At 39.5% G+C, this 23,414-nt stretch carries 16 protein-coding genes and 8 pseudogenes; 16 read left to right on the forward strand and 8 right to left on the reverse strand.

Annotated features, from left to right (window positions below; translation table 11 throughout):
- Positions 1-379: 379 nt before the first annotated feature.
- The 4 genes and pseudogenes from AB4486_RS11720 to AB4486_RS11735 form a co-directional block, all read left to right on the forward strand.
- Positions 380-1,405, forward strand: a complete 1,026-nt coding sequence (locus AB4486_RS11720) for a hypothetical protein (RefSeq protein ID WP_016800063.1) — start codon at positions 380-382, stop codon at positions 1,403-1,405.
- Positions 1,402-2,316, forward strand: coding sequence for an AAA family ATPase (locus tag AB4486_RS11725; protein ID WP_017103257.1), 915 nt, complete (start codon positions 1,402-1,404; stop codon positions 2,314-2,316). The genes AB4486_RS11720 and AB4486_RS11725 overlap by 4 nt, the downstream gene beginning before the upstream one ends.
- Before the next feature lie 125 nt (positions 2,317-2,441).
- Positions 2,442-2,702: pseudogene (locus tag AB4486_RS11730) on the forward strand (resolvase); the annotation flags it as partial.
- 91 nt (positions 2,703-2,793) lie between these two features.
- Positions 2,794-3,030 (forward strand): annotated as a pseudogene (locus tag AB4486_RS11735) (recombinase family protein); the annotation flags it as partial.
- 1,009 nt (positions 3,031-4,039) lie between these two features.
- Here AB4486_RS11735 and AB4486_RS11740 read toward each other — a convergent pair.
- The gene (locus tag AB4486_RS11740; protein WP_017103258.1) at positions 4,040-4,225 is read right to left on the reverse strand and encodes a hypothetical protein; all 186 of its coding nucleotides are present in this window, start codon (positions 4,223-4,225) and stop codon (positions 4,040-4,042) included.
- A gap of 1,086 nt (positions 4,226-5,311) precedes the next feature.
- On the opposite strand from AB4486_RS11740, the gene AB4486_RS11745 reads away from it, so the two are divergent.
- The 4 genes and pseudogenes from AB4486_RS11745 (at position 5,312) to AB4486_RS11760 (ending at position 8,192) form a co-directional block, all read left to right on the forward strand.
- Complete coding sequence (locus tag AB4486_RS11745) at positions 5,312-6,517, forward strand: DUF1611 domain-containing protein (protein ID WP_017103259.1); 1,206 nt, start codon at positions 5,312-5,314, stop codon at positions 6,515-6,517.
- A pseudogene (locus AB4486_RS11750) lies at positions 6,514-7,639 on the forward strand (alanine/ornithine racemase family PLP-dependent enzyme). Before AB4486_RS11745 ends, AB4486_RS11750 begins: the two are co-directional and overlap by 4 nt.
- Positions 7,596-7,961, forward strand: coding sequence for a type II secretion system pilot lipoprotein GspS-beta (gspS2, locus tag AB4486_RS11755; RefSeq protein ID WP_016800069.1), 366 nt, complete (start codon positions 7,596-7,598; stop codon positions 7,959-7,961). The pseudogene AB4486_RS11750 and the gene gspS2 overlap by 44 nt, the downstream one beginning before the upstream one ends.
- Positions 7,962-8,192, forward strand: a complete 231-nt coding sequence (locus tag AB4486_RS11760) for a hypothetical protein (RefSeq protein WP_016800070.1) — start codon at positions 7,962-7,964, stop codon at positions 8,190-8,192. It abuts the gene before it with no gap.
- A gap of 13 nt (positions 8,193-8,205) precedes the next feature.
- On the opposite strand, the pseudogene AB4486_RS11765 reads toward AB4486_RS11760, so the two are convergent.
- A pseudogene (locus tag AB4486_RS11765) lies at positions 8,206-8,565 on the reverse strand (hypothetical protein); the annotation flags it as partial.
- 945 nt (positions 8,566-9,510) lie between these two features.
- Here AB4486_RS11765 and AB4486_RS11770 point away from each other — a divergent pair.
- Positions 9,511-10,133, forward strand: a pseudogene (locus AB4486_RS11770) (IS5 family transposase); the annotation flags it as partial.
- A 142-nt stretch (positions 10,134-10,275) separates the two neighbouring features.
- Here AB4486_RS11770 and AB4486_RS11775 read toward each other — a convergent pair.
- From AB4486_RS11775 to AB4486_RS11785, 3 genes and pseudogenes are all read right to left on the reverse strand, one after another.
- On the reverse strand, positions 10,276-10,455 hold the full coding sequence (locus tag AB4486_RS11775; RefSeq protein WP_016800071.1) for a hypothetical protein: 180 nt from the start codon (positions 10,453-10,455) through the stop codon (positions 10,276-10,278).
- A gap of 174 nt (positions 10,456-10,629) precedes the next feature.
- Positions 10,630-11,118: a PadR family transcriptional regulator gene (locus AB4486_RS11780; RefSeq protein ID WP_102428398.1), complete on the reverse strand. Its 489-nt coding sequence runs from the start codon at positions 11,116-11,118 to the stop codon at positions 10,630-10,632.
- A gap of 249 nt (positions 11,119-11,367) precedes the next feature.
- A pseudogene (locus AB4486_RS11785) lies at positions 11,368-11,859 on the reverse strand (transposase); the annotation flags it as partial.
- A 389-nt stretch (positions 11,860-12,248) separates the two neighbouring features.
- On the opposite strand from AB4486_RS11785, the gene AB4486_RS11790 reads away from it, so the two are divergent.
- The 5 genes from AB4486_RS11790 to AB4486_RS11810 are packed head-to-tail and all read left to right on the forward strand — an operon-like array spanning position 12,249 to position 18,217.
- Positions 12,249-13,022 carry a hypothetical protein gene (locus AB4486_RS11790; RefSeq protein ID WP_229648115.1) on the forward strand — a complete coding sequence of 258 codons (774 nt, stop codon included), beginning with the start codon at positions 12,249-12,251 and terminating at the stop codon, positions 13,020-13,022.
- Between the two features lie 10 nt (positions 13,023-13,032).
- Positions 13,033-14,334, forward strand: a complete 1,302-nt coding sequence (locus AB4486_RS11795; RefSeq protein ID WP_372117238.1) for an aspartate aminotransferase family protein — start codon at positions 13,033-13,035, stop codon at positions 14,332-14,334.
- Between the two features lie 3 nt (positions 14,335-14,337).
- Positions 14,338-17,163 (forward strand): AMP-binding protein, encoded by a 2,826-nt coding sequence (locus AB4486_RS11800; RefSeq protein WP_229648113.1) that lies wholly within the window; start codon positions 14,338-14,340, stop codon positions 17,161-17,163.
- A 2-nt stretch (positions 17,164-17,165) separates the two neighbouring features.
- Positions 17,166-17,570 carry a GNAT family N-acetyltransferase gene (locus tag AB4486_RS11805; RefSeq protein WP_229648112.1) on the forward strand — a complete coding sequence of 135 codons (405 nt, stop codon included), beginning with the start codon at positions 17,166-17,168 and terminating at the stop codon, positions 17,568-17,570.
- Positions 17,571-17,581: 11 nt separating this feature from the next.
- A complete protein-coding gene (locus AB4486_RS11810; protein ID WP_229648111.1) occupies positions 17,582-18,217 on the forward strand; it encodes a LysE family translocator in 636 nt (211 codons plus the stop codon).
- 119 nt (positions 18,218-18,336) lie between these two features.
- Here AB4486_RS11810 and AB4486_RS11815 read toward each other — a convergent pair.
- A pseudogene (locus AB4486_RS11815) lies at positions 18,337-18,511 on the reverse strand (IS3 family transposase); the annotation flags it as partial.
- 401 nt (positions 18,512-18,912) lie between these two features.
- On the opposite strand from AB4486_RS11815, the gene AB4486_RS11820 reads away from it, so the two are divergent.
- The gene (locus AB4486_RS11820) at positions 18,913-20,967 is read left to right on the forward strand and encodes a hypothetical protein (protein WP_371729309.1); all 2,055 of its coding nucleotides are present in this window, start codon (positions 18,913-18,915) and stop codon (positions 20,965-20,967) included.
- 406 nt (positions 20,968-21,373) lie between these two features.
- Positions 21,374-22,108, forward strand: a complete 735-nt coding sequence (locus AB4486_RS11825) for a hypothetical protein (RefSeq protein WP_132968965.1) — start codon at positions 21,374-21,376, stop codon at positions 22,106-22,108.
- Between the two features lie 178 nt (positions 22,109-22,286).
- Here AB4486_RS11825 and AB4486_RS11830 read toward each other — a convergent pair.
- Positions 22,287-22,417, reverse strand: a pseudogene (locus AB4486_RS11830) (IS630 family transposase); the annotation flags it as partial.
- 341 nt (positions 22,418-22,758) lie between these two features.
- Positions 22,759-22,941 (reverse strand): transposase, encoded by a 183-nt coding sequence (locus AB4486_RS11835; protein WP_229648109.1) that lies wholly within the window; start codon positions 22,939-22,941, stop codon positions 22,759-22,761.
- Positions 22,942-23,414: the final 473 nt, after the last annotated feature.

Here is a 23,414-nt window from a genome sequence, read left to right on the forward strand (position 1 = left end):
AATATCAACATCTACCGATTTTATATTGATATTAAACGATCAAAAATATAAACATTTACCGAAATAAGATTTTTTAGTATTAACATTAGCCGATCTAAAAAAAAGGTAAGATCATTAATTTAAGTTAACTTATGATAATTAACCTAAATTGGTTATAAAACGATCAAAGCATTAGATAAATTATGAATTAAATACATAGTTTGATCATTGCGAAGTAACTAAACATTTACCGAAAAAAGTAGTTATTTACCGATATTTATACATAATTTATGTGACGAGCTATAGATATTTACCGAAATAATATAGACATCTACCGAAGTTGATGAGGTAAGTAAGGTTATCTGTTAAAATGATACTATCTCATTCTTAGGTAATGATCATGACGTTATCATCCAACTCTAGCCTGACGGTTATTAATGAAGAAGACCGAAAAAATCGGTTTATCTCATCGATTCTTTTCTCTCGAGCAACTATTTTTCATCCTGCTTCTCGTTTGACTTCAACGATGCAGTCAAAATTGATTCAAATTGCTCAGAGTGGTGGTACAGATCCAAATCACCCATTAGAGAGTGTTAATATTAATAGCTATGGGAAAAGCTTCAGGGTTGATCTACATGTAGATTATCTCCTACAACCTCATCGCGATATCCTCGAGACTATGCTGGCCTATGCTCAAACTATTCAACTCGACGATGCTTCTTATGAAGCGGGATCTCGTTTAAATTGGTCCCAAGTATATCAAACCATTTCTGATGGTGATATTTCTGACACTCAACAAGATGGTTTCGACTCTTTTATTGACCGGGATGCAACCGTTTTATCGATGAGTATGTATGAGCTAGCAACCCGAATGGGAATGGCGACAACTCGTCCGAACTACGATCAAATTGAGCGTCGTATTACTCAATTGGCAACGGCTCATTTGGTGATTAATGAACTCGATGAAGAACAGAACGTTGTAGGCAAAAAGCCCTTAGAATTTGTGCAAGATTACCGTTTCTATTGTGATCGAAGTAAATTCAAAACCGGCCGTAAAAACAGTAAGAATCTAACTAACCATGTATTCTTAGTGCCAGACATGCGCTTGCTACAAGCGATACGCGACCATGGTTACTATTATCGATTAGAACAACACAAAATGACCAACTATAGTAAACCGTCAGTTCGCTCATTCTTAAAATACATTACCACGCACAAAGCAGAATTTTTACATAACAAAAAGTTTGAATGGGCGCTCGATAGTTACATTCAGTCTATTGCTTCTAAAGTCAGCCATAGCTTCCGGAGCGATCTAAGAAAAGATTTGTTGGCCAATGCCGTGCAAATTGAAAAAGATTTTAGTCTTCAATTTCGCGATGTTGGTAATGGTATACAGATCTTTTATATTGGGGAGGGTAAATCATGATTACTCAATCTCTTGATAGCTTGATGTCTTCACCTGCGAGCCAAAGCCTAGAGTTCAGTATAAAAGGCTTACTCAAAGGGCATGTAGGTATGTTGATTGCCGCACCGAATGTCGGTAAATCTCACCTTGCACTTTGTATTGCGATGGAACACGCTTCTTCAATGTCTTTACTAGGGATGAGCGCGGCCGACAAACCGGCTAAAACCTTGGTACTGAGTTCAGAAGACGGGGCTGGCGTGATTCAATCTCGAATGAAAGAAAAGCTGGTTAATTGCACTGCCACCATTAAGTCAGAGCTAAAAAAAAATCTACATTTTTTAACGGACATTGAACCGATAGTGATCCCGCCCGACAGCTCTGCACAAGAAAAAGTAGAACATAAGCAGTATTTAGAACAACTCAAACAAATTTTCTCTGAATTCGATTTAGTGATAGTAGACACCGTGACTGAGTCAATAGGCCGTTGTGAGGAAGTCAAACACGATCGCTTAATCAAAAATGTCTTCCAAAGCCTTGCCAGTGAATCAGGCGCTAGTTTATTGCTTGTTCATCATGTGAATAAAGAGGAAATTCGTGGTAATCAAGAAATTACCATGGCATCTGGGGCTGGTTTAACGTCGATAATGCGATTAACAAAGTGCTTATTTACGTTAAAGAGAAACAAGGATTTCCTGTCGATTAAGTACCTTAAGAGTAATTATTTACCTGAAAATGAAAATCAAGGGTTTGCGGTTGAAGTAAGACAAAACCTTACGATTAATCCACAGGTATTCAGTTTGAAATCCAAGACGTCTAAGTCTGTTCGATCGGTGCAAAGTATTAAGCAAAATCCAAAAAAAATTACGCTGCCTGGAACTATCCCGGAACAAGAAGAAATTGAAGAGCGTAAAAACCTCAGAGACGTTTTGTAAGCTAGCTCTCACATTTTCAAAAAGCACCGAATTTCGGTGCTGTCTTTTTGTCTGACTCTGTTCGCACTTTCTTATATCCGTTCACTTTTTTGTCTACCTTAGATAATCTTATTTAAGGTGAAAACATGGTGAACTACGCATATTTAGGAGTCTCTTCAGACAACCAATATGTAGCAAACTAAAAGCACGGGCTCTATGACTCTACCAAAAAGGTTGGGATAGGTAATTTGGTGTTTGTAGAAGTCAGCCGTATTGCACGTCTTACCTCACAAGTGCTCAAAGCACTCTAAGTGAGCATGGAAAATAAAATCATCGTCTATATTGCTAATCAGAATTTGCAACTGGATGGTTCAATGCTGTGTCGGATAATGGCAACAGTACTAGGCGCCAAATTTGGTTTTACTCTAGGCTTATTTCATGAAAATTGTCTATGTCCGTGTCAGTACCCAAGACTAAACGTCCGACGTTCAAATTTAACAGCTAAACCAGTTGTTGGGCTTTGCGAGGGAAGGGGACATTATTCACGTTACCAAAGTCGATTGAATGGCGCGTAATACCATCGATGCATTGCAAATTACCGCTCAGCTCGCGCAAAAGAAAGCCGGTTTGGTTTTTCATGATTTGTGCTATTTGGAGCTCAATAGCTATGTAGGCCGGATCATTTACACCACCAAGATGGAAAGAAAACACATCTTGCAGCGCTGTAATGAGGGGGTTGGCACGAAAATAGGGCTTGTTTTTTCCAGCTTTACGTTTCATGAAAACGGTTGAGGGGACGTTTAAGTGTACTGGGTTTTGTTTTTATGTTCGATGCAGTTTTTAGGAGGCCGCATGACAGTTTGTCCCACAAGATCCGCCGAGACATATCTAGGTGAATTCGACCGATTTTGACTCCACCGTAAAGGCGGTTTAGGTACATGAGGTGCTCGTTAAGGATTTCGAATCTACCGACTCCATAAGACTAGAAGAAGGCAATCTAGGTTAAGGTGTCAGGATTATATATTGTGACGGCGTAACAAGTTTTGAGCCGATGCGAGAAGATTACGTTTGCGAAGAAAGTAGAAAGGACGAGAGAAACAACGTTCGCGTATCGGCCTCTTCTCTTTATGACGACTAGGAACAGGCTCTTAACGTCGATATCACGTTAAATAATCGTTAATGTTTACTTCATCAATTTGCTCAGGCTGTAAATAGTCATCAGTAAGACGTTTACAAACCCTCGAACTTAAAAAAAAAGCGAACAGAGCAGGGTCAACGCTTCAAAGAGATCGGCAATGGCCATGACTTTTGTGGTAAGAGGCATCTCTGAGCCCGTTAAGCCCATAGGTTACACTTACCATTAATTTTCTCATGGTGGCCTCCCGCAATTTTTGCCAAGTTTCGAATATGTCGTGGGAACGGTAGCTACTCCAAAATATGGATGGTTTGAACAATGTGATCGTTGATGATAAACCGTTCTTTCTCTGTTAACGTGCCGCTCTGAATACCTAAGTTGTGCATTTATCCTTTATTCGCCTGATATTGCTTCGGCTGGGTATTTATCTTTTTTCGTGTACTGCTTCATTTCTTCTGAAGATGTACCGAGTTGTTTACTTAAGGTTAGAGTCCACATTCGTGAGACGATATTAGGTTCAGTTGGTGTGATAAACTCTGCTCCCAAATTAAGCTGAGCTAAAAATTAAAAATATTGATTCAACTGTTCACAATTTTCTATTAGTTGCTTTCACCATCCAACTGGATACGCTTGCACCAAAGACTTCAATTTCGTAATTTCTTCCTCACGTTTAAGAAGCTTGAAGCGTATTCTTACTTCGTGGATCCGGTTATAAATCGCTTCCAGTTTTGTTGCTTTTTTGACCACACCTTCGGGTGTCGTGATTTTTCCACAGTTATGTAGCCAACTCGCCATTTTCAACTCTTGCCACTCTTTTTGAATTAAGAAAAAAGTGGTCAAAAGGCGGTAAGGTAGATTCTTGAGCTGCGCGAGTTAACCACTCGGCTAAGATTGGAACACGTTGGAACTGGTTTCTGTATAAAGGGATTTTTTGTCTAATAATCCTGCAATAAATTTGATGAATTGGTTAAGGAGTCATGTATGGTTTATGGTGTGCACGACATGGAAATTTGATTCGATAGGGACAGCAAGGAGTGCCTTGAAAAGACATTTATTGCCAGAGTTTGTGTGCTATCCCGTCAGTAGCCTTGATTCATACCATGTACAACGTTGATTTGATGAATTTAGTTGACTTAGGCTGGCGCTGCCAACCGTAACCTTGATGTGCTTCGTTCTATTTTTAAGTATGCTGTTCAGCAGCGTCTTGTATGGAGAATCCTTGTGATGGCATTAAGCAAAACCGTAAAAAATAGCTTAATCACACATCTTAAGTATGGAAGAGCCAAAGCAGCTTAAAATCGTTTTAAGGTGCTAAAATTGCTCCTTTTAATGGGTTGTCTAATTTAAGAGGTGACGGGGCTGAGATGGTCTTTTGTCAAAAATGATGAATGGCACCGCAGTTGTTAGGTCATAAGCGTATTCCGTCAACGCTTCGTTTGCCCATGTGAATGATGCGCAAGTATCGCTATCTTCTGAGGCGATAGGGGAAGTCATTCGTGGAATATTATCAGGTCAGTTTATGAGTAAACCTAAAAATCGAAAAGTGAGAGCATCCAAACCTAAACAGACGAGCTCCCAAGCGCAGAGGAAGACTTATCAAAGCAATGCCAACACGTACTGATGAGGAAGTTGAACGGTTTAGGTATCTGTGTTGATATTAGGATGTTAATTGAGTCGATTCTCGGGCGATAACTCACTCTAGTAAGGGCTAATTTTCAAAGTGATAGACGCAGAAGTGTCTTAATATTAACCAACAATAGTCTGGTAAGTGTGTTACCTTGGTTTTTATCCCTACCGCTTAGTAGGGACTTCTTTTCTTTTCCGAACTCGCATCTCGGCACTCCTTAGTTGCCCTCCTAAGCCTCACCGCAGGCTTTAATTATGTCCATTTCAACCCAAAAGTTAAGAAACATCTTCAAATTCACTAGAATTGAAAATTTCAAAACCAACTACAATGTAACTCATATTGCTCCTTGCCTACCACTTGCTCAGAAAGTGAAACCTGTCATCCCTTCGGCAATTATATATTGCGAAGGTAATTTCGGTGAAATTGATGGTAAAACCGCTAATGGGCTAGTGAGGCATTCATTAAGCTATCGTATTCTATCGGTTATTGATAGTGTATCTGCCGGCTTAGATGCTGGAGAAGTACTTGATAACAAAGCCAATGGAATACCGATCCTTGCCAATGCTGAAGAAGCTATCATTCACGCGGAAAGCATTCCCGATTACTTCATTTTTGGCATTGCGCCATCAAGTGGTTTTTTATCTGACTTAGATAAAAGCATCATTTTAAATGCCATGTCACTAGGAATGAACATCGTAAATGGCTTGCATGAATTCCTAACTGATGATCCTCTATTTTTAGAAGCTAGCTTAAAGAATAACGTTCGAATATTCGATACTCGCAAACCCAAAAGTAAAGGCGATCTGAAAACGTTTAGCGGCAAAATACACAACGTTAAATGTCCGAGAATTGCTGTAATGGGGACGGATTGCGCGCTAGGAAAACGAACAACAGCAACAATATTGGCGAATGAACTGACTAGAAAAGGCCTTAACGTCGTTCTGATTGCCACTGGTCAAACAGGTATTATGCAAGGCGCACAATACTGCGTTGCACTCGATGCTGTCCCTTCACAATTTTGTGCCGGTGAGTTGGAATCTGTCATTGTACAGGCCTATGAAAAAGAAAATCCGGACCTGATTATTATTGAAGGGCAAGGAGCCTTGAGTCATCCTGCGTTTTCAACCAGCGCATTTATCTTACGTGGCAGTTGTCCAGCGGGTGTGATATTGCAACATGCTCCTAAACGTTTATATCGTAGTGATTTTCCTGATTGCCCAATGCCTTCGATTGCTTCAGAAATAAATCTTATCGAAACGTTTTCTAATACCGATGTTATTGGACTAACACTGAATCATGAAGATATGTCTTTAGATGAAACCTGTCGTGCGATAGACAGCTACACTACCGAATTTGGTATACCGGTTACTGATGCATTATCACAGCCTGTCGAACATCTACTGCACATCGTAACGTCAGCCTTCCCTATGATAGCAAGAAAACTGGCCGCAAAAGGGTGAACTGCCCTAGATTAGACATTGATTGTGGGAAGATTCACCATAACGCTCAGTACCTGCTCACTCAGCTCTCACTAAAAAATATATCCGTTACACCTGTAACAAAAGTCTTCCTCGGCCACCCTATCATCGCACAAGTTCTTATTGATGCTGGCGCAACAATGTTAGCCGATTCAAGAATGGAAAACCTTCAAAAGATGACTGAATCAGGCATTGCTATCCCTAAAATGCTGATACGTACGCCCATGCTCAGTCAAGTGGCGAGTGTAATAAAATACAGTGATATGAGTTTAAATTCTGAAGTTGAAGTAATTCAGAGGCTTTCACATGCAGCGGAACAACAAAATTGCCGTCACGGTATCATTATTATGGTTGAGCTTGGCGATCTCAGAGAAGGTGTGATGCCGAATCGCGTGATTGATTTTATCCGAGAGATTATTTCTTTACCAAACATCACGATAAAAGGAATTGGTACGAATTTAGCTTGTCGGTATGGTGTCGCTCCAGATGATAAAAATATGAATATTCTTTCTGATCTTGCCGATGGAATTGAAGCTACATTTGGGATCAATCTAGAAATTATTTCAGGGGGTAATTCTGCTTCAGTTAACTGGGCTCTTCAGAGAACAGGCTTAACTCGAGTCAATAACCTTCGTATAGGAGAAGCAATTTTTTTAGGCTGTGAGCCTTTAGAGCACGAAAATATCGAAGGCTTACATACGGATGCGATTTCTTTGACCGCTGAAGTGATTGAATCCAAGATTAAACCGACTTTGCCTTGGGGAAGTCGGGGGTTAAATGCTTTTGGTGAAAAAGAAAACCTTCAAGATAGAGGGGAGGTATCACAAGCTATTCTGGCATTAGGCCGCCAAGATGTTTGTGTCAGCGGGCTTAAGGCTCCGAATGGGATTAAGATCATGTCTTCAACTAGCGATCACTTTGTCCTTGAATCCTCACAGAAACCACTACTTGTAGGGGAAAAAGTCACATTCAGTTTAGATTACAGTGCGCTCTTATCTTCTATGTCTTCACGTTATATCCATAAATATTTTAAGGCACCTAAAGGGAGAAGAAGCGCATAATGCTACGAACAACAGTAATTTTCTTCGTCAGTGTCATGCTTAACGGTTGTCAGATAAGCCCAATAAAATCTAATGGGCTTGCCGATTATAGAGCGACGGTTATCTCAAGCCAACTGCCACAAGAGTTAGGCTCAATCACACTCGTAAATGCTCAGTCAGAGGGCAATAGTGTCACTCTTATTTTCGTAAAAAAGAAAACTTTGAATATGGACAGCTTAGTAGAAAAAGTCGCCGTTAGTTTTTGTGACAACATCGAAATAAGACCACTATTAGAGAGGGGGGTCTCTTATCGAATCATTACCTTAGGCAAAAATGATAACGTAGAAAGCCTTAACGTCATTTCTCTAGCTAAGTGCTCTAATTGAATGCTCAGCAGTCGAATGGATAAAAGCCAATACGAGTTGTTCAATGTACTAAATGACACTATTTTATTAAGGTTTGACCGCCTTACGCCTTGGGAAAAAAACTTTATCACGGACCTACACCACAAAGCTTTAACTAAGCAGCTCATTTCAACGAAACAAGAACAACTTGTCTTAAAAATTTCAATGAAAGCCTACAAATCAAAGAAGAAAATCGAACATTCCAACTTTTAATTTAAGCCTGTATATACTTAATCGGTTGTTGCTTTCGCATTTGGCTTGGAAAAGAAAATTGCTGGCTGTTGGAAGTCATCAAAATCCATTTCATGAGACTCTGTTGAGTTCTTGTCTTTTTCTCAAATTGAACTTCAAGGTCTGTTTTTCTCTGAATCTGCTTAACACGGCTAAATATCCTATTTTGCGAAGAGACCTCGCAACCCCGGAAGTAGAGAAAATCACTCGATCTTAGTTTGTTATCAAGAATGGCTCAGTTAAGTAACGCAAGCTACATCCAACTACTATCAATCTCTAGTTTGGTTTTGATCCGCCAAATCTCTTCAAGCCGAAAGGAAATGTCGGATAGACGGCACCTGTTACCAGGTGCCACCCTCCTCAGAACCGTGTGCAACTTTCACTGCATACGGCTCAAGCCTCCACAAAGGCACAGTGAAGCACCCAGTAATTAAATCGTTATAGGACTAGAGCGAGACCAAAAGTTGATCGCAACATTAGCTCTTCGTGTTAATTACCTTTGCGATACGCACTTGAAGCTTTAATACCTCGCCAATGAGCACTCAGTAATTGAGAGACCACGGTTCGTTGTAAGAAGATGCACTAATTTCATTCGAAATCATCATTTGCTTTTCTTCTTCAATAAAGTTCTTCAAACTCTTTCGCAACGGGAGACCAGTTAGAAGTCAGCTCGCTTTCGCGCCAGATAAAAATCTGTATCCACTTCATTACAAAGCGGCATTTGCTTTCTCTAACCTCCTTTACCTGCATACCTATCGGCCACCTTCACAGGTAGCTTTCCCATAGGGAGGTATACAGGCTTACCCTGTTCCGTATGTCGCGTAAAAATGTCAACTTAGATGCCCACAATGGTGCGGAGAGTACAATGACCACGAAAGAGCATTGTCCAATCTCTTTCCGACTCTCGTTGCCTTTTGGCTACAGCGTATTAACCACTTCCGCTGTTTCATCACATAACGCGCCTTAAATGGATTCACATTACATTCATCATATTGACTCCCTAGCACTCACCCGATTTTGAGGTTATCAGGAGGAACATCCTCTCACGATTTTGCTCCCGCACAGCCTAACGACCAAGCTTCGTTACGTTGTCAGAGCCGCTGCTTTATTCAGGCTCTTAGGGTCATCTGGTGATACAGATGGTTCACTCTGCGTGGTGAACAACGCTTCATACGACTTCAGGTCGCACGGACAATTATGAGTTAGATAAATTGCAGTACAAATAAAAAGAGGTCTCCTTTACCTGTATTAGTTCCTATTAGCTCTGATAGGTCCCGAGGCGATAAGTGGGGGGACGTAAAGCAAACAGAACCAGCGTGGTAGGTCACGTCGATTCAGTGATTTAGTTATTACTACCACTGCGTTAATGGTGAAACGAGTCTTCTCTATGCCATTGAGATCGCTGCAAGGGTCTATCGATTCAATATTTAGGCTAGCTTCATGTTCCGTTGAGCTGCCCACATAACAAAAGTATCATTCGCCATGCAAAAGAGGTAGATATCTCATCTAAAACAAAAGCAAGAGGCGCAATGCTGTGCCTAGCCATTGAGTAGAGAGGCATCAAGGTTTATGGTGAAGGTAAGTAGGAAGTAAAAACCTTGTTCAGATGGGAAGCTTAGAGTATGGCGAAAGTTACACTTAGCGGTCGATACCAAGACGCCGGAAATCCTTGCTGCTGAGTTAAGTTTATCTAATGTTACCGGTGGAGAAGTGCTCCCGAACTTACTCAAATAAACACGCCGAAGTCTCATAGAGGTATCTGGCGATGGCGCTATGACACGAGGTCTTGTTACTATGCAATTCAGATTAAACTCGCGTTTGAGCTCATCCCCCTCCCGAAATCTCGCGGCTGGTTGCCCGGAGGTGTCCGGTTCCAATAAGTATTGGAAACAGCGGTCTGGTTATCACAAACGTTTACTTTCATAAACTTAGACATGCTCAAAGCGCTGTAGAAGCTTGGGATGCCTGAAACCTGTCGTATTGATTAAAAAGCATATCAAACGGTGAAAAATGGTCTCTCAACTGAATTACGCGACAAAGCGGCCGTGCTTTATTGTCTTCTATTTCACCCATCCTTCCAAAGCGCATCAAATTCTTGGGCTTCAAGGATGTCTTCAATGCGGCGACGAACTTTGGTCTGCTGCTTTAATTTTTCTGGCACGGTTTTACTTGGATATGGTAAGGCGTGGTTGGGTTTAAGCGGTATTTCCATGCGCTGATGGGCTGGTACGGTTCTTTTGTCCATGAGGTGTTCTCCTTATTATGAATCAATCCCACTATTTTAATATTTTGGCTGATGTCGTTCTCTTCAAGTTCATTCTGGGTGCGTGCTTGACGGGGCCAGAATGAACTTGAGGTGTAATGTATTTGGCGATGTGGTCAATTTCTTTTTTAACGACTTTGCTTTGAGTGGACGTTTTCAAAACAAGGTCTTCTGGATGTCTTGGAACCAATCCAAATTCAATTGAACTTCTGCGAGTCGCTTTTTGAGGATAAGGGTTTGACGAGCGTTTAATTGCGGTTGTTTCAAGGTTCGTTCGTAATATTGACATACCGTGAGGGTGGTTTTGATGCTGAGGTCTATCTCACGGCTTAATTCTGTTGGTGCGAGAGAATGATTCATCAATTTTATACAAAACGAATCTCTATGCTGACAGGTGGCCACCGGTGTCGATAGCCAGTTAATTAGCGCTTGTTTACCAAGTTCGGTGATAGTGAAAGCGTTGCCTTTTGAAGCACAGTTCGCATGCGCTTCTATCCATCTTTCTTTGTGCAATACCTTAATCTCTCGATAAGTATGCTGTAGGACGGCGCTCCAATAATGGGATTTGTTGATTTCTTTGGTGACACTGTAACCTGAGTGGGGGTTTTCATTTAAATACGTCAATATGACGTAACGTAGTGACATCTTTTTAGTTCCTTCAATTATTACAATGCGGTCGGCTTGAATGCGCTGAGATGTTAAGTGAAACGACTTTCATCATTATTGGGGCGATTATTAACCTGACGTATTTATGCTTCTTCTTGTCAGCTATCGCAAGAGGTTGAAGGGTAATTAATAATTAATAATTATCCGTTTTTTGATTTTGAGTTGTTGATAGGCTTTGTGGTAACCATACCGCTCTTTCCAATATTTATTTGAGCCGTATAACTTCTAGCTGCCCATTGCGAGATTTCTAGGATGGCCACGCTCCCAGAAGGCTGCCCCTTCTCTTGGGGGGAATAAGCGCAACGGCTCGCTTAATCTTAATAGCAGCGTGACACGATCTCGTGTCGTAAGCGCCATCACCAGATACCTCAAGGGTGCTTTGACGTGTTTGTTTCAGTAAGTTCGGAAGAACTTCGCCATAAACCTTAAGGCCAGTAGCATCAATGGCTAGGTACTGTATTGCTCCTCTCGTTTTAGTCTTAAATGAGACCTCAACTTGCTTTGTTCTACGACTGATGCAAGTGTAATGCGGACAACTTAATGGAACATGGGCAAGTCTAAATATCGAGTCGATAAATCCTTGTAGCGCTCTCAGTGGCCGCGTTTCACCATGAGCGCTGTCGTGAGAGCTAAATCACTAAACCGACGTGGTCTCCCGCGCTTATTCGGTTTGCTTTGCGCCCACCTGCTTATCGTCTCTTCATCAATCCATGAGGCTAAGAAGGAGAGTGAATGTAGTTGCTCAGATCATAGGTTGCTGACTTATTTCCATTGAGTTGCGCAAAAAACCGAGGGGAATAAATTAAATCATAAATTAATTGTTTAATTGATGGGTTTTAAGCATTTTATCAAGATGACTACAGTCGTCACATTTATTTTAGTCATTATTATAGTTTCAAAGGATATTTGAGTGGAAACTCCAACTAGTTATATTTGTATTGTTATCGTTGTTCTGGGTCGCGCCTTAAGAGATGACTGCAAAGGTATATTTTTCAGACGTAATAAATTGTTTATTCATTTGCAGATAAATTTGGATAAATAGTTATCTTCCCTCATTAAAAAACGGAATTTAAGCGTTATTCTTTGATTTTTATAAACTCGAATCTAGCATGAAAACTTTAATTTATGAGGATACATTCATCATGCAATATGGACAATCAAGGATTGACGCTGCTTTTCAGAATTTTATAGACAGTTTAACTCAAGCAGATATTTGTAAGCTTCAATCCCAATTTTCAAAAAAGCCTCTGGTTTGCATCGCCGATATACTGCCAGAAAATTTGTGGCTTGAATTGAGTGAGGAAGCATCAAACTTAGTGGAACATTATGGCAAGCGAAAAAGTTTGGTTGTCAAAGAAACTTCGGATACCGAACGTAACATGATCACAGTAGGAAATACCATCTGCCGTGAAAATTCGCCTTTAATTGCCGCCATTTATGATTCTAGACCATTCCGACGCTTTCTCTCACATATAGCTGGTGAAATCGTTCACCAATGCCCAATTGAAGATGAGCAAATTGCAATCTCATTACTTGAGCGGAAAGGTGATACTCATGGGTGGCATTGGGACGATTTCAGTTTCGGTCTTGTTTGGTTAATTGATATTCCGGACGCGTCGTGTGGTGGGTTCACGCAATGTATTCATAATACTAAGTGGGATAAAAAAAATCCCGCGGTTTATGACGTCATTACTAATAATGCCATTGAGTCTTATCATTTCAACAAGGGCGGTTTTTATTTTTTCAAATCCGGAACGACATTACACAGAGTGCACCCTCTGACAAAAGATTCACGTCGATTGATCGTTAATATGGATTGGGCTTCAACGAGTGATCTTGAAAGAGAGCTGTCCATTGAGACAACTCTAGATATCTATAGTTAGGGACGACATTATGAAGCACAGTAACAGATCACGTCACACTATTATCAAGGAGCTCGCCACTTACATTTCGGGTGGAGCAAATTCACCAGGGCGAAAATTCTCTGAAGTAACCACGCCAATAATCATAGCTGATAAAGCGAGTGGTTCATATATTTGGGATTCTGAGGGTACTCGTTATGTCGATTTTATAATGGGGTTAGGTCCCTGTTTGCTGGGTCACTCACCCGATTGTGTGGTTGACGCGATCAAAGAGCAGGCATCTAGGGGATTGGTACTTGGCTTAACTCATAGGAGTGAAGCTGAGCTTTCAAAGATAATAGTTAACTCTTCAAAGCACATAGACAAAGTTCGTTTCACCTGCAGCGGTACTGAGGCTGTAATGACTGCCCTACGTATAGCTAGGGGGATTACACAGAAACAAATAGTGGTGAAGTTTTCCGGTGGGTACCACGGTCATTGTGACACTATATTAAGTGGTGCTAATAAGAAGGAAATTTCTGATAATTTCGGCACGGACGGCATACATTCAAGTTTCAAAAACGCCACAATTACTTGTCGATATAATGATATAGAGCAGATTAAATCGATTTTTAGCCAGTACAGTGATGAAATCGCTGCAGTGATCATTGAGCCCGTTGCCACTAATATGGGGTTAGTGCCAGCGCAAATAGAGTTCTTAAAAACACTGAGAGTATTATGTTCTAAACAAAATTCACTGCTGATTTTTGATGAAGTTGTCTCTGGATACCGATTTGGGTTTGGTCCGGTTTCAAATGAGTTGGGAATTTATCCAGACCTTACAACATTTGGCAAAATAATAGGTGGTGGTCTAGCAATTGGCGCATATGGCGGCTCAGATTCTGTTATGGCGCAAGTTAGTAATGAAGGTGGTGTATTCCAAGGTGGGACCTTCGCTGGGAATCCACTGACAATGACCGCAGGGATTAGTACGTTACGCTCATTAGAAGATGGAAGTGTCTATGAAGGACTTGACGCGATTACTGACGTTTTTACAAGAGAGTTGAGTTACAAATTTAAAGAGTACGGTATCAACTTCAATGTTGTAAAGAAAGGACCATTGGTTAGCTTAATACTTGTTGAGTCGTTGACTAATCTCACCTCTTTGGATGACGTCCAGAAGCAAGATCAAACCATTTTTTCCTCGCTACATCAAAAACTCTGTGAGCAGGGCTATTTAATTCCACCAACGATAGAAGAGCCACTGTTCTTCTGTAGTCAACACACGGAGCAGCAAATACTTGAGTTAGCTCAATTAATAGCCTTTCATTTAAACACCATATGCCACGAGTAAGTTATGTCATCTAATATTGTATTAAAAAAAATACTACATCAATCTCAACTCTCCCCTGATGCTGTAGCGATTAAACAAGGTAGTAAAAGCATACGTTACGTTGATTTAATATGCCATGCTCAGGAATTGTCAAGTGAGTTACTAGAAGCTGGTCTTTCCCCAAGAACTATTGTGCCTATTATTTCACAAGGGGGAATTGACTATGTTATTTCATTGTTGGCGGTTTGGATGACCGGTGGTGCTTTTGTTCCCTTAGATGTAGATACCCCGAAGGCCAGAATGGCCAAAATGTTAAAGACTATTGATTCCGAGATAGTTATAGCTACTACCAAGCAATATGCCTGTCAGACGAGTATATATTACGACCATACTGTAAATTTGCCAACCCAGAATATTACGTTTGAATTACCTGAACCTGGAGCTATCTCGTATGGTTTTTTTACATCAGGAACCACTGGCGAGCCAAAGTGCTGCCTAAATCAGCATGCAGGGTTAGCCAACCGGTTTGACGTCATGTCCAAAGCTTTTCAACTTGAGCTGGGTGATGCAGTTTTACAAAATAGCAAACATACTTTTGATTCATCACTTTGGCAATTGTTGTGGCCGTTAACGACTGGTGGCAAAGTAGTTATTCCAATGCGAGAAGGGATTCTTGATATACAAGCAACATTGGATACTATCAGGGAAGAGCAGATTGTAATGGCAGACTTTGTCCCTTCTGTTTTAGGGGTTTATCTACAGTATATGGCTTCTAGGGCCAGAGGGAGTGACTACTTTAAGTCTTTTAGGAATATTCTTGTTGGGGGAGAAGAGGTATCTCTCAAGTTGATAAAAACTATTAGGTTATTGTGTCCATGGATCCAAGTCACTAATACATATGGACCAACAGAAGCTTCCATTGGCTTCGTGTTTCATCACTTTAACGGGAACGAGGAGAATAGTGTTCCACTGGGTCTTCCTATAGCCAACACTAGTTATGTAGTGCTGGACGACCAACTCAACGAAATAAATAAACCAGGTGTCTTGGGACAAATTGCTGTGTTAGGTGTTGGTTTAGGGCTCGGTTATCTTGGTCTTCCAGAATTAACAACTCTCAAGTTTAGAAGTATTAGGCGTAGTTCAGGCGATTATGAACCCTGTTATCTAACGGGTGATATAGGAAGCCTTGAGAATGGGGTCTTATTTTTCCATGGGAGAGAAGATAGCCAGGTCCAATTGAATGGAGTTCGTCTTGAGTTGACAGAAATTGAAATGGCGCTCGAGGCTATTCCAAGCATTTCATGCGCTAAAGTCGCCGTAGATGAAAATGCTAACTCTAAACAAATTTTGGCGGTGGTAACTGGGAGTTCGGCCGTAGATGAAAAAGATGTACGCCAAACGTTGTCTGAAAGTTTACCTTCGGAGTTCATACCCCAAAGAATAGTAAAAGTAGATGATTTTCCAAGAAACAACAACGGAAAGATCGAGAGAGCCAGTCTTCTGAAGCTTTTCAAGGACACTGAAGCAGAGTGCAGCCTTATCCCCGAACTTGTTAATATTCTGTCCAACTATTGTGTCTCTTCTGACATCGCGCCAGAAAAGAGTTTTGAGGAACTAGGGATTGATTCAATCAATCTGCTCTGCATAGCCATAGATATTGAAAAACAGCTAGGGAAAAGGATCTCATCTAAAGACATAGCCAGTATATTAACGATTAGTGAATTGGAATCTTCGGTTACCAGTAGCTCGACTAAAGAATTCAGGACCAATATTGAAATGTATTCAGGACCAGTTAGTCACCTATCATTTACTGAATCCGTTTTTATTTCTGGAGCAAGTGGTTATTTCGGGGTTCATTTATTATGTGAATTGCTCGTAGAGAGTAGTCATAAAGCAACTTGTTTGGTGAGAGCAAGTTCTGACGAAAACGCAAAGTTAAGGTTAATTGATTGTGCAAAACAGTACAAAATTGAGAATCAAATTGATTGGAAGCGTGTAACAGTCGTAGCTGGTGATATCACGCAAGATAAGATGGGATTATCTTCGGAAAGGTATGATCAGTTGGCTCTTCATACTTCTCATATTCTTCATACGGCGGCAGTCGTTAACTTAAACAAGAGCTCAGAAGCATTACGTTTAACTAACGCAGAAGGTGTAACAGAAGTATGCAAATTTGCTCTTCGTGCAAACGCACGTAAATTTCACTACGTGTCGAGTCTGGCTGTTGAAAAATTGATAAACAATAATTCGAGCGCTGAAGTGAGTGGGTACGCCCAGACTAAGTTTGAAGGAGAAAAGCGAGTCACAGAACTCACTAAGTTTAATATAGAAGTATCGATTTCGAGAGTAGGGGAATTGATGCCATCAGACAAATATAAAGTGCCGAATAGCAATTCTTTATTAGTTTCCTCTTTACGTGTCTTTAAGTCGCTAAACCAACTTGTTATCAACCATGGTAATGTATCTTATACGCCAATCGATGTAGCTTGCTCGGCGATAGTCTCAATCTTTAATTCTAAATTAGAGATTTCTTATCCCCCCCAAATATTGGCTCTTTATCCTAGTAAAAAAGTCGATTTTAGGTATCTGCTTGAGAGCCTTCTTCCAAGTCAGGTTTCTATACAATACAAAGAACCCCAAAATATTATTGATCAGATAATCACAAAATCATCGGTTTCAACCTTGGAGAAACACGATATTTTGATTCTTGATGCGTTGATGAGTGCCAACGAAAACGAACAGTGGCACCTGTTCGATAAATCTAGTGAGCACTTAGAACCGAGAAAATCAGCGCATTATTGGCCACTTATTGATAATGATTATTTACATCGAAACTTAAAGGAAATCTGATAATGATAATTGAATACACCTGTAATACTCTTCCTGAACGTCAGGATGTCTTTGAACTTTATCAATCTGTAGGTTGGAGTTCGGCACATAAACTTGATGAACTTATGCTCGCCCTTAATGGGGCTCACACACTGTACTGCGCCTACTCAGAAGGACGCTTGGTCGGTCTAGTAAAAACTATTTCCGATGGCTATTTAGTTGTGTACGTGAGCCATTTGTTAGTACTTCCAGAGTATCAATCGAAAGGTATTGCCAGTGAATTGATGAGCAAGACCATGAAAAAATACCAACACTTCCATCAAAAAGTTTTACTTGGTGATAATCAAGCATTTAGATTCTACGAGAAGTTTGGCTTTCATGTTGCAGATATTAAACCTATGTGGGTTTACGTAGGCACAGACCATTAAAAGGCAATGGCATGGACATTACCACAATCTTATTATTTACAGCTTCAATTACGCTACTATCAATAGTACCTGGTCCAAGTGTGTTGCTAGTGATGATTCAAAGTATGGGGGTCGGGCTTAAGTCGGGTTTAATAACGACCTTAGGAATTGTCATAGGTGCTATGTTATTTTTTAGCATTGCATATTTTAGCATCAATACGGCACTTGCTCAGAACGGCGTCCAAGGAATCTATCACTTCGTACAATTTGTTAGTGCCATATACTTAGGGTGGATAGGCTATAGTCTAATTATTGCGGCTTCTCCTCATTTAAGTGAAACCGATATCTCAACGTCTGATTTCTCAACAAAGGAATTTTTTGCCGGGCTATCTATAGCTATGGGGAACCCAAAAACTATCCTTTTTTATGCTTCTATCTTACCTAGTTTTGTTGACCTTACGAATAGTAATATCAGTGATTATATGATCTGTTTGGGGATTGTCGGTATTTCGACGGCACTAGTGCTTTCGATGTATGCTGTCATTGGTTACTGGATGCGGGCACATATAGTGTCAAGATACATTGAACAGTGGGGCAATAAAATTGCAGGATTTTTCTTTGTTTTAATGAGCCTTTACCTTATCTATCTTTTTTCGACGAGTCTATAAATTGGGGAAGCGTAACTGTTTGTAGAGTCTTTTCTTTCACAAAAATTTGGTGAGGGAAAAGTTGTCTTACCTTCATATGAATATGTGTTTTCCTATTTGATAAGGGTGCTCTACACTTGTCAGACTGACTGGTTTGCTAAGTGACAAGAAATTACTGGACTTAGATATTCAAGTGCACTGTGCCTTCTTGTTCGGTAATAATTAACCTCGATGTATTCGAAGAGTGCTTGGCGCAGATCTTCTCTCGTCATTATCGGCTCGTATTGGACGTTCTATTTTCATTAAGTGGAAAAACTGGCGTTGACGCCCCTATATCAACACTTACGTCATAACTGAAAGGTCTTTGAATGTAATTGGGTAAAGTTAACGAACTATATAATGTTTCAAACACCTTTGTATTTCCTTTATTGAAAGCCCTTTCCGCTTTACTACATATAATCTTGTTTTTGACTAATATTGTTCTAGCTGCATTTTCAACCGCAAGCTCTTTCTCACTTAACTCAGAGTCAAAAACTCTTGGTGTGGCTCATGCTTTTTCCTTGAATTAGTAAAGATGATAATTTTTCAATATAAATAAAACATAAATTATTTAAATGTTCTTATTGATTGATTGAAATAGTCTATTGTCAGTTTTACCAATTTTTTAATTCCATCAAAATTTTCAAAAAATCATATTTTAGGCGGGGGAATGGACAATGAAGTTTAAAATAAGCACTATTGGACTATCAATCGGAGCGGTATTATTTGCCAATAGTGCTAACTCTTTCTATTTTATTTTGGATGAGGGGGAAGCATGTAAAACTACAACTCTTGAAAAAGAGGTTGATGATTTTCAAGAGGACATCTCACCGATATCAGAAAAAGAAACTCCCATTGGCCAAAAGATTACTAATGAAGAAATTGGTGAGGTTATACCAGAATTTGAAACCGGAGCAATGGAGTTGGCAGAGAAAATTGGTGGAGCTATTGGCGTTGTAAGTGGTGGATTAGAATTGCTTGACGGCATAGAAAATAAAAATGCTGATGAAATCACTGGTGGTGCCGTTCTTTTGGGCTCCTACATAGCCCCGGAAATTGCAGGGGAAGTTATCGGCTCAATTTTCTCCGAGTCAATTGCGGAAGCTATAAACCCAGTTATAGGTGTTCTCATCGCTGAAGGGATTGCAATTTATGGTGATATAAAAATGGCTGGGGTCATCAACAAGATGGAAGAGTCCGATCGCACTTTGATGGGTGTCTACTCAAAAGCAATTGATAAAACAGACGCATCACTACTAAAGCTTAAAAAAATAATCCGAGGTGATAATGATGAGATTTATAATTATGAATATAAACATTTTGGAGAATTAACAGTTGAATTATATAAAAACAGTTTCCACAAATTAGCATATAGATTGATTAATGATAATTACTCTAATAGAGTAGATAAATATTTCAAAGATAACACAGTATCCACCCCAATAACCACGCAATTCGTTTCAAGTGAATTACCAGTAACTATTAGCCACCTAATCGGATTAAAGGAAAATTTAAAATACTGGTATTCAACCTCATTGACAGGGAAGAAATACATAAGCAGTTTCGGACATGTCCCATTAAATAATGCAAATTTCCATCCATCATATGAAGGCACAAACAGCATCCGATTTTCAAAATCGATAAAAAATGTTGCAATACCAAATATGCGTTGGTTGAATGATGTATTTTTCCCAGTTTTAGAGAGGACAGTAGATGTAATATATGACAATAGCGATCATCTTGTTGTTGAATTCAAAGATATGCTTACAGATACAAAATTTATCCATAGTCTTCAGGAATCAATGATAGCCCCATATAATGATGTTCTAAAAAAATACTATTCTTGGTTATATTTTGGGCATCATATTTTGAAAAACCTTGATTATTCAGAGGTAAAGATTGAAGAAGGTTTTCTTATTTTTATATCGATATTTATGCCAATTGAAAGCTCAATAATTCAAGGCTCTGTCATGAATGATATTAAATCCAAAATTGATGTTGCTCCATTTATTTTTGCCATAACAAAGTCACTAATTAGCCAAGGCGTCGATGTGACTGATGAGACCAAGTTTACAAAATTAATTAATGATGCATATTCGAAAATTGGAGAGGAACATTCCACCCTTAAAAACAAAATTATGAGTTCTTATCATGCAGCTAAAGACCTGGTTAATACTAAATTAGTAGATAAATCAGAAATTTCATTAAAGCCAATCAGTCAAGAAAAATTAAATTCGCTTATTGAGAAAATCGATAAACATGTGGCTGATGGAAGCCTAAAGAAAAAGGTAGATGTTGCATTAAATGATGCTGTTTCATTAATGAGTCTACAAGGTGGTGATAACTATGAGACATCATTACGATTCATTGATTATGCTCAAATGACTAGCTCTATTCAAAATAGTTACTTTAACGTTGTGGGCGCATTAATCGATAATTACGTGAAGAAGCTACAAAAGTTAAGTGATTGGGAAAATGAAGCCGCTGCTGTAATCTTGAGCGATTTACGTGACGACCTGGTTGCGCTAAATAAAAACAGTAAACTCGTAAATTACTCTTCTCAAGAAGTACATAAATATTCAAGCGGAAACTTTGATTGGCTAGCGTTTAACTCAACTCCTTTTTTAGATGAAGATAATAATAAAATAATTAGGTACCTTGATGACACTATCAATTTATGGGTTCCTGTTTCTCAAACAGGACCACCCATGCGCCTGCATCACGCCAATTAGGTCGAATATTGTGATGGGAGCAGGGAAAAAGTATCTTAGATAAAGTTTTAAAAATGATTTTTTTGAGTTGATTAACTAAAAATCAAGACTATAGGAAGAGGCACTAGTTTAATTAAATCAAAGGATAATCCATTTTGATGTCTAACGTTCGAGCGACCTAAGGTTAAGAGCAAGCGTATTTCTCTTGCGTCATGTTATCCAGACAACATTGTAAATACTAATGTGGTTCTTAAAGGTGCAGTGCTAAACAGATAGAAGTGTGGTGAGAGATTTTAAGTCAAATAATCCGAACGTTAGGTGAATATCCGCTTTTGTAGTTTCTGATGTTATTGAGGGGAATTACAATGGGTTGGCTTCTCCTTTCCCCGGATTACCATAGACCAATTACTCCTTGAAGAGGTGAATCATGATGGGAAGAAAATATAAAATTAAATATCTTATAAATACATTTTTGATATTGCTACTCTCTGCAATTTCATTTAGCTCGATGTCTGGGAGTCTTGAAATTGATGTAACTAAAATAAATCCAAGTGAATTAGACTCGATCAGGCCGAAAATAATAATTCAAAATGGGGAGGCAAGGCTTTCAAAAGTCGGTTTCTCTACTGAAAAGTTAGTTTTAGATAAACCCTTGGAACATTCAGAAGCTAGGAAAAAGCTATATGAGAATGTAAAAAGTATGCTTGAAAAGAACAAAAATATTTTGGCTGATATTGAGGAAGGTAAAATACCATTTCCAAATGAAAGTACTAAAAGTAGCGTAACAGAGGCTTTGCAGTTCAATGACGATTTTTTAGAAAGTGCCTCTGATACCTTGGGCTCAGATGTAATAGATTCTAATAAATTATACTTTTCAACTTCATATAAAGGTGAAAATGTAGTGATTAGTGAGGTTAAGGATTGGACTGCATTAGAAAAAAGAAGCATATCTCAAGTGATGTCAGACCCCGATAACATTGTTAACACTAGGCTTAATAGACCGGGAGCGGTTAAAAGAGCGAGTGTTGAAAATGGTAGGGAGATAATTCGAGATTTAAAGAAAGGCGGAGGTGAAATAAAGAAGGTTACTGCTTTTATGATCTCGGATGTTCTTGAGACTAATTATCGAAGGATGGGTTTTTCAACACCTAACTGCTTTTAGTTAGGCATTACATGGCGCAAGAGGTCGCTAAAGCCAAACTGAAAGAGATAATTATGATGTCAAAGCAAGCAGCAGAAATATATAGATAACTCGCATTAAAATTGGATTTTTATGACAGAATAAAGCCCACCCATAGCACATATATATTGAATCAACTTGAAGGTGCAGGTTTGAGTACCTAAAAATTATCATTAATCTGAGATGCCAAAGAGCCTGCGATCTCTGGAAGAGTCACAGAAAAAATTGGTCTATCGCCGCCTTGAAGTCTCGTTTAGTTTTGAAGTAAACGTTGTTTCTCGACTTCTCGTGGCTTTGTTGCAGTACTCAACCCACTTTGTCTTTTGACATCATTAAGCGACTCGGTAGCTGTCGGGCATACCAAGCTGTGTAAATCATGCCGCTAGCATCATTTCCTGTTGTTGTTTTCAAAGTCTCTACTGTGTAATTGGGGACCTAATGCAGATACGCCACTAAATTTCTCATCCTTTTAGGATTGCGAGCGTCGACAGCAAGCAGATTATCTTTGGGAGGAATGATTATATCGGCTTCAGGAAATTTGCTCGATAATGCGTCCTAGACGTCATCGGTATCGTCCATTTTATCCGCTGAAACATGGTCTGCATCTATATCAATTTTTTCACACAGTGCCCCTACGGCCCCTCATTCGGTTTATATGTGGATTTGAATGCGGGCTTCTTAAGACCTAGTTGAGATAAGCGCTTAGAAGGAGAGGTATAGTCTGGACAGGCTAGATCTGCGTCCCCCATTCTTTTTAATAGATTATCGATGAGACCTTGAAGTTGGCGTAGGGGCTGTTTGAAGACCAGTCTCAAATAATGTCACGCTCTTATTGTGCTATCAGGGTATTGGGGATGAGCCTGTTCCATCATAAGTGCGTTGCTCACTCTGCCAATTATCCATAATGTCGCCTGATAATCAGATATCAATCCGCCCTCGGTCACGCAATATAATTGGTTTGTCGGTAGGTGTGTTTTTTTGAAGTGTTGACGCCTGGATTGATTGTGTTTGTAAGGTATGATTATGAGAGTGAATACATCAAGGTATGATAAGAATATAGGAAAAGGCTCTCAACTCAAAAATTGGCGATTAAATGAGCGCTTCAACAAAGCCGCTCAAGAGCGACAAGAAAACTTTGGCACATTGAGAGCCAGAGTCCTGGGCGTTAGACGTTATTTTCAAAGAAGATTAGCAACGTTGTATTTATGCAGTAGGCTCGGTGCTGAAATTAGAATTCAAGGTTATTCTTTTTTTAATATAATTTACATTAACTTATTAACTTATTAAC

Origin of the sequence: Vibrio sp. 10N.222.55.C6 (genome assembly GCF_041473395.1) — a bacterium.
Taxonomy (GTDB): Bacteria; Pseudomonadota; Gammaproteobacteria; order Enterobacterales; family Vibrionaceae; genus Vibrio; species Vibrio crassostreae_C.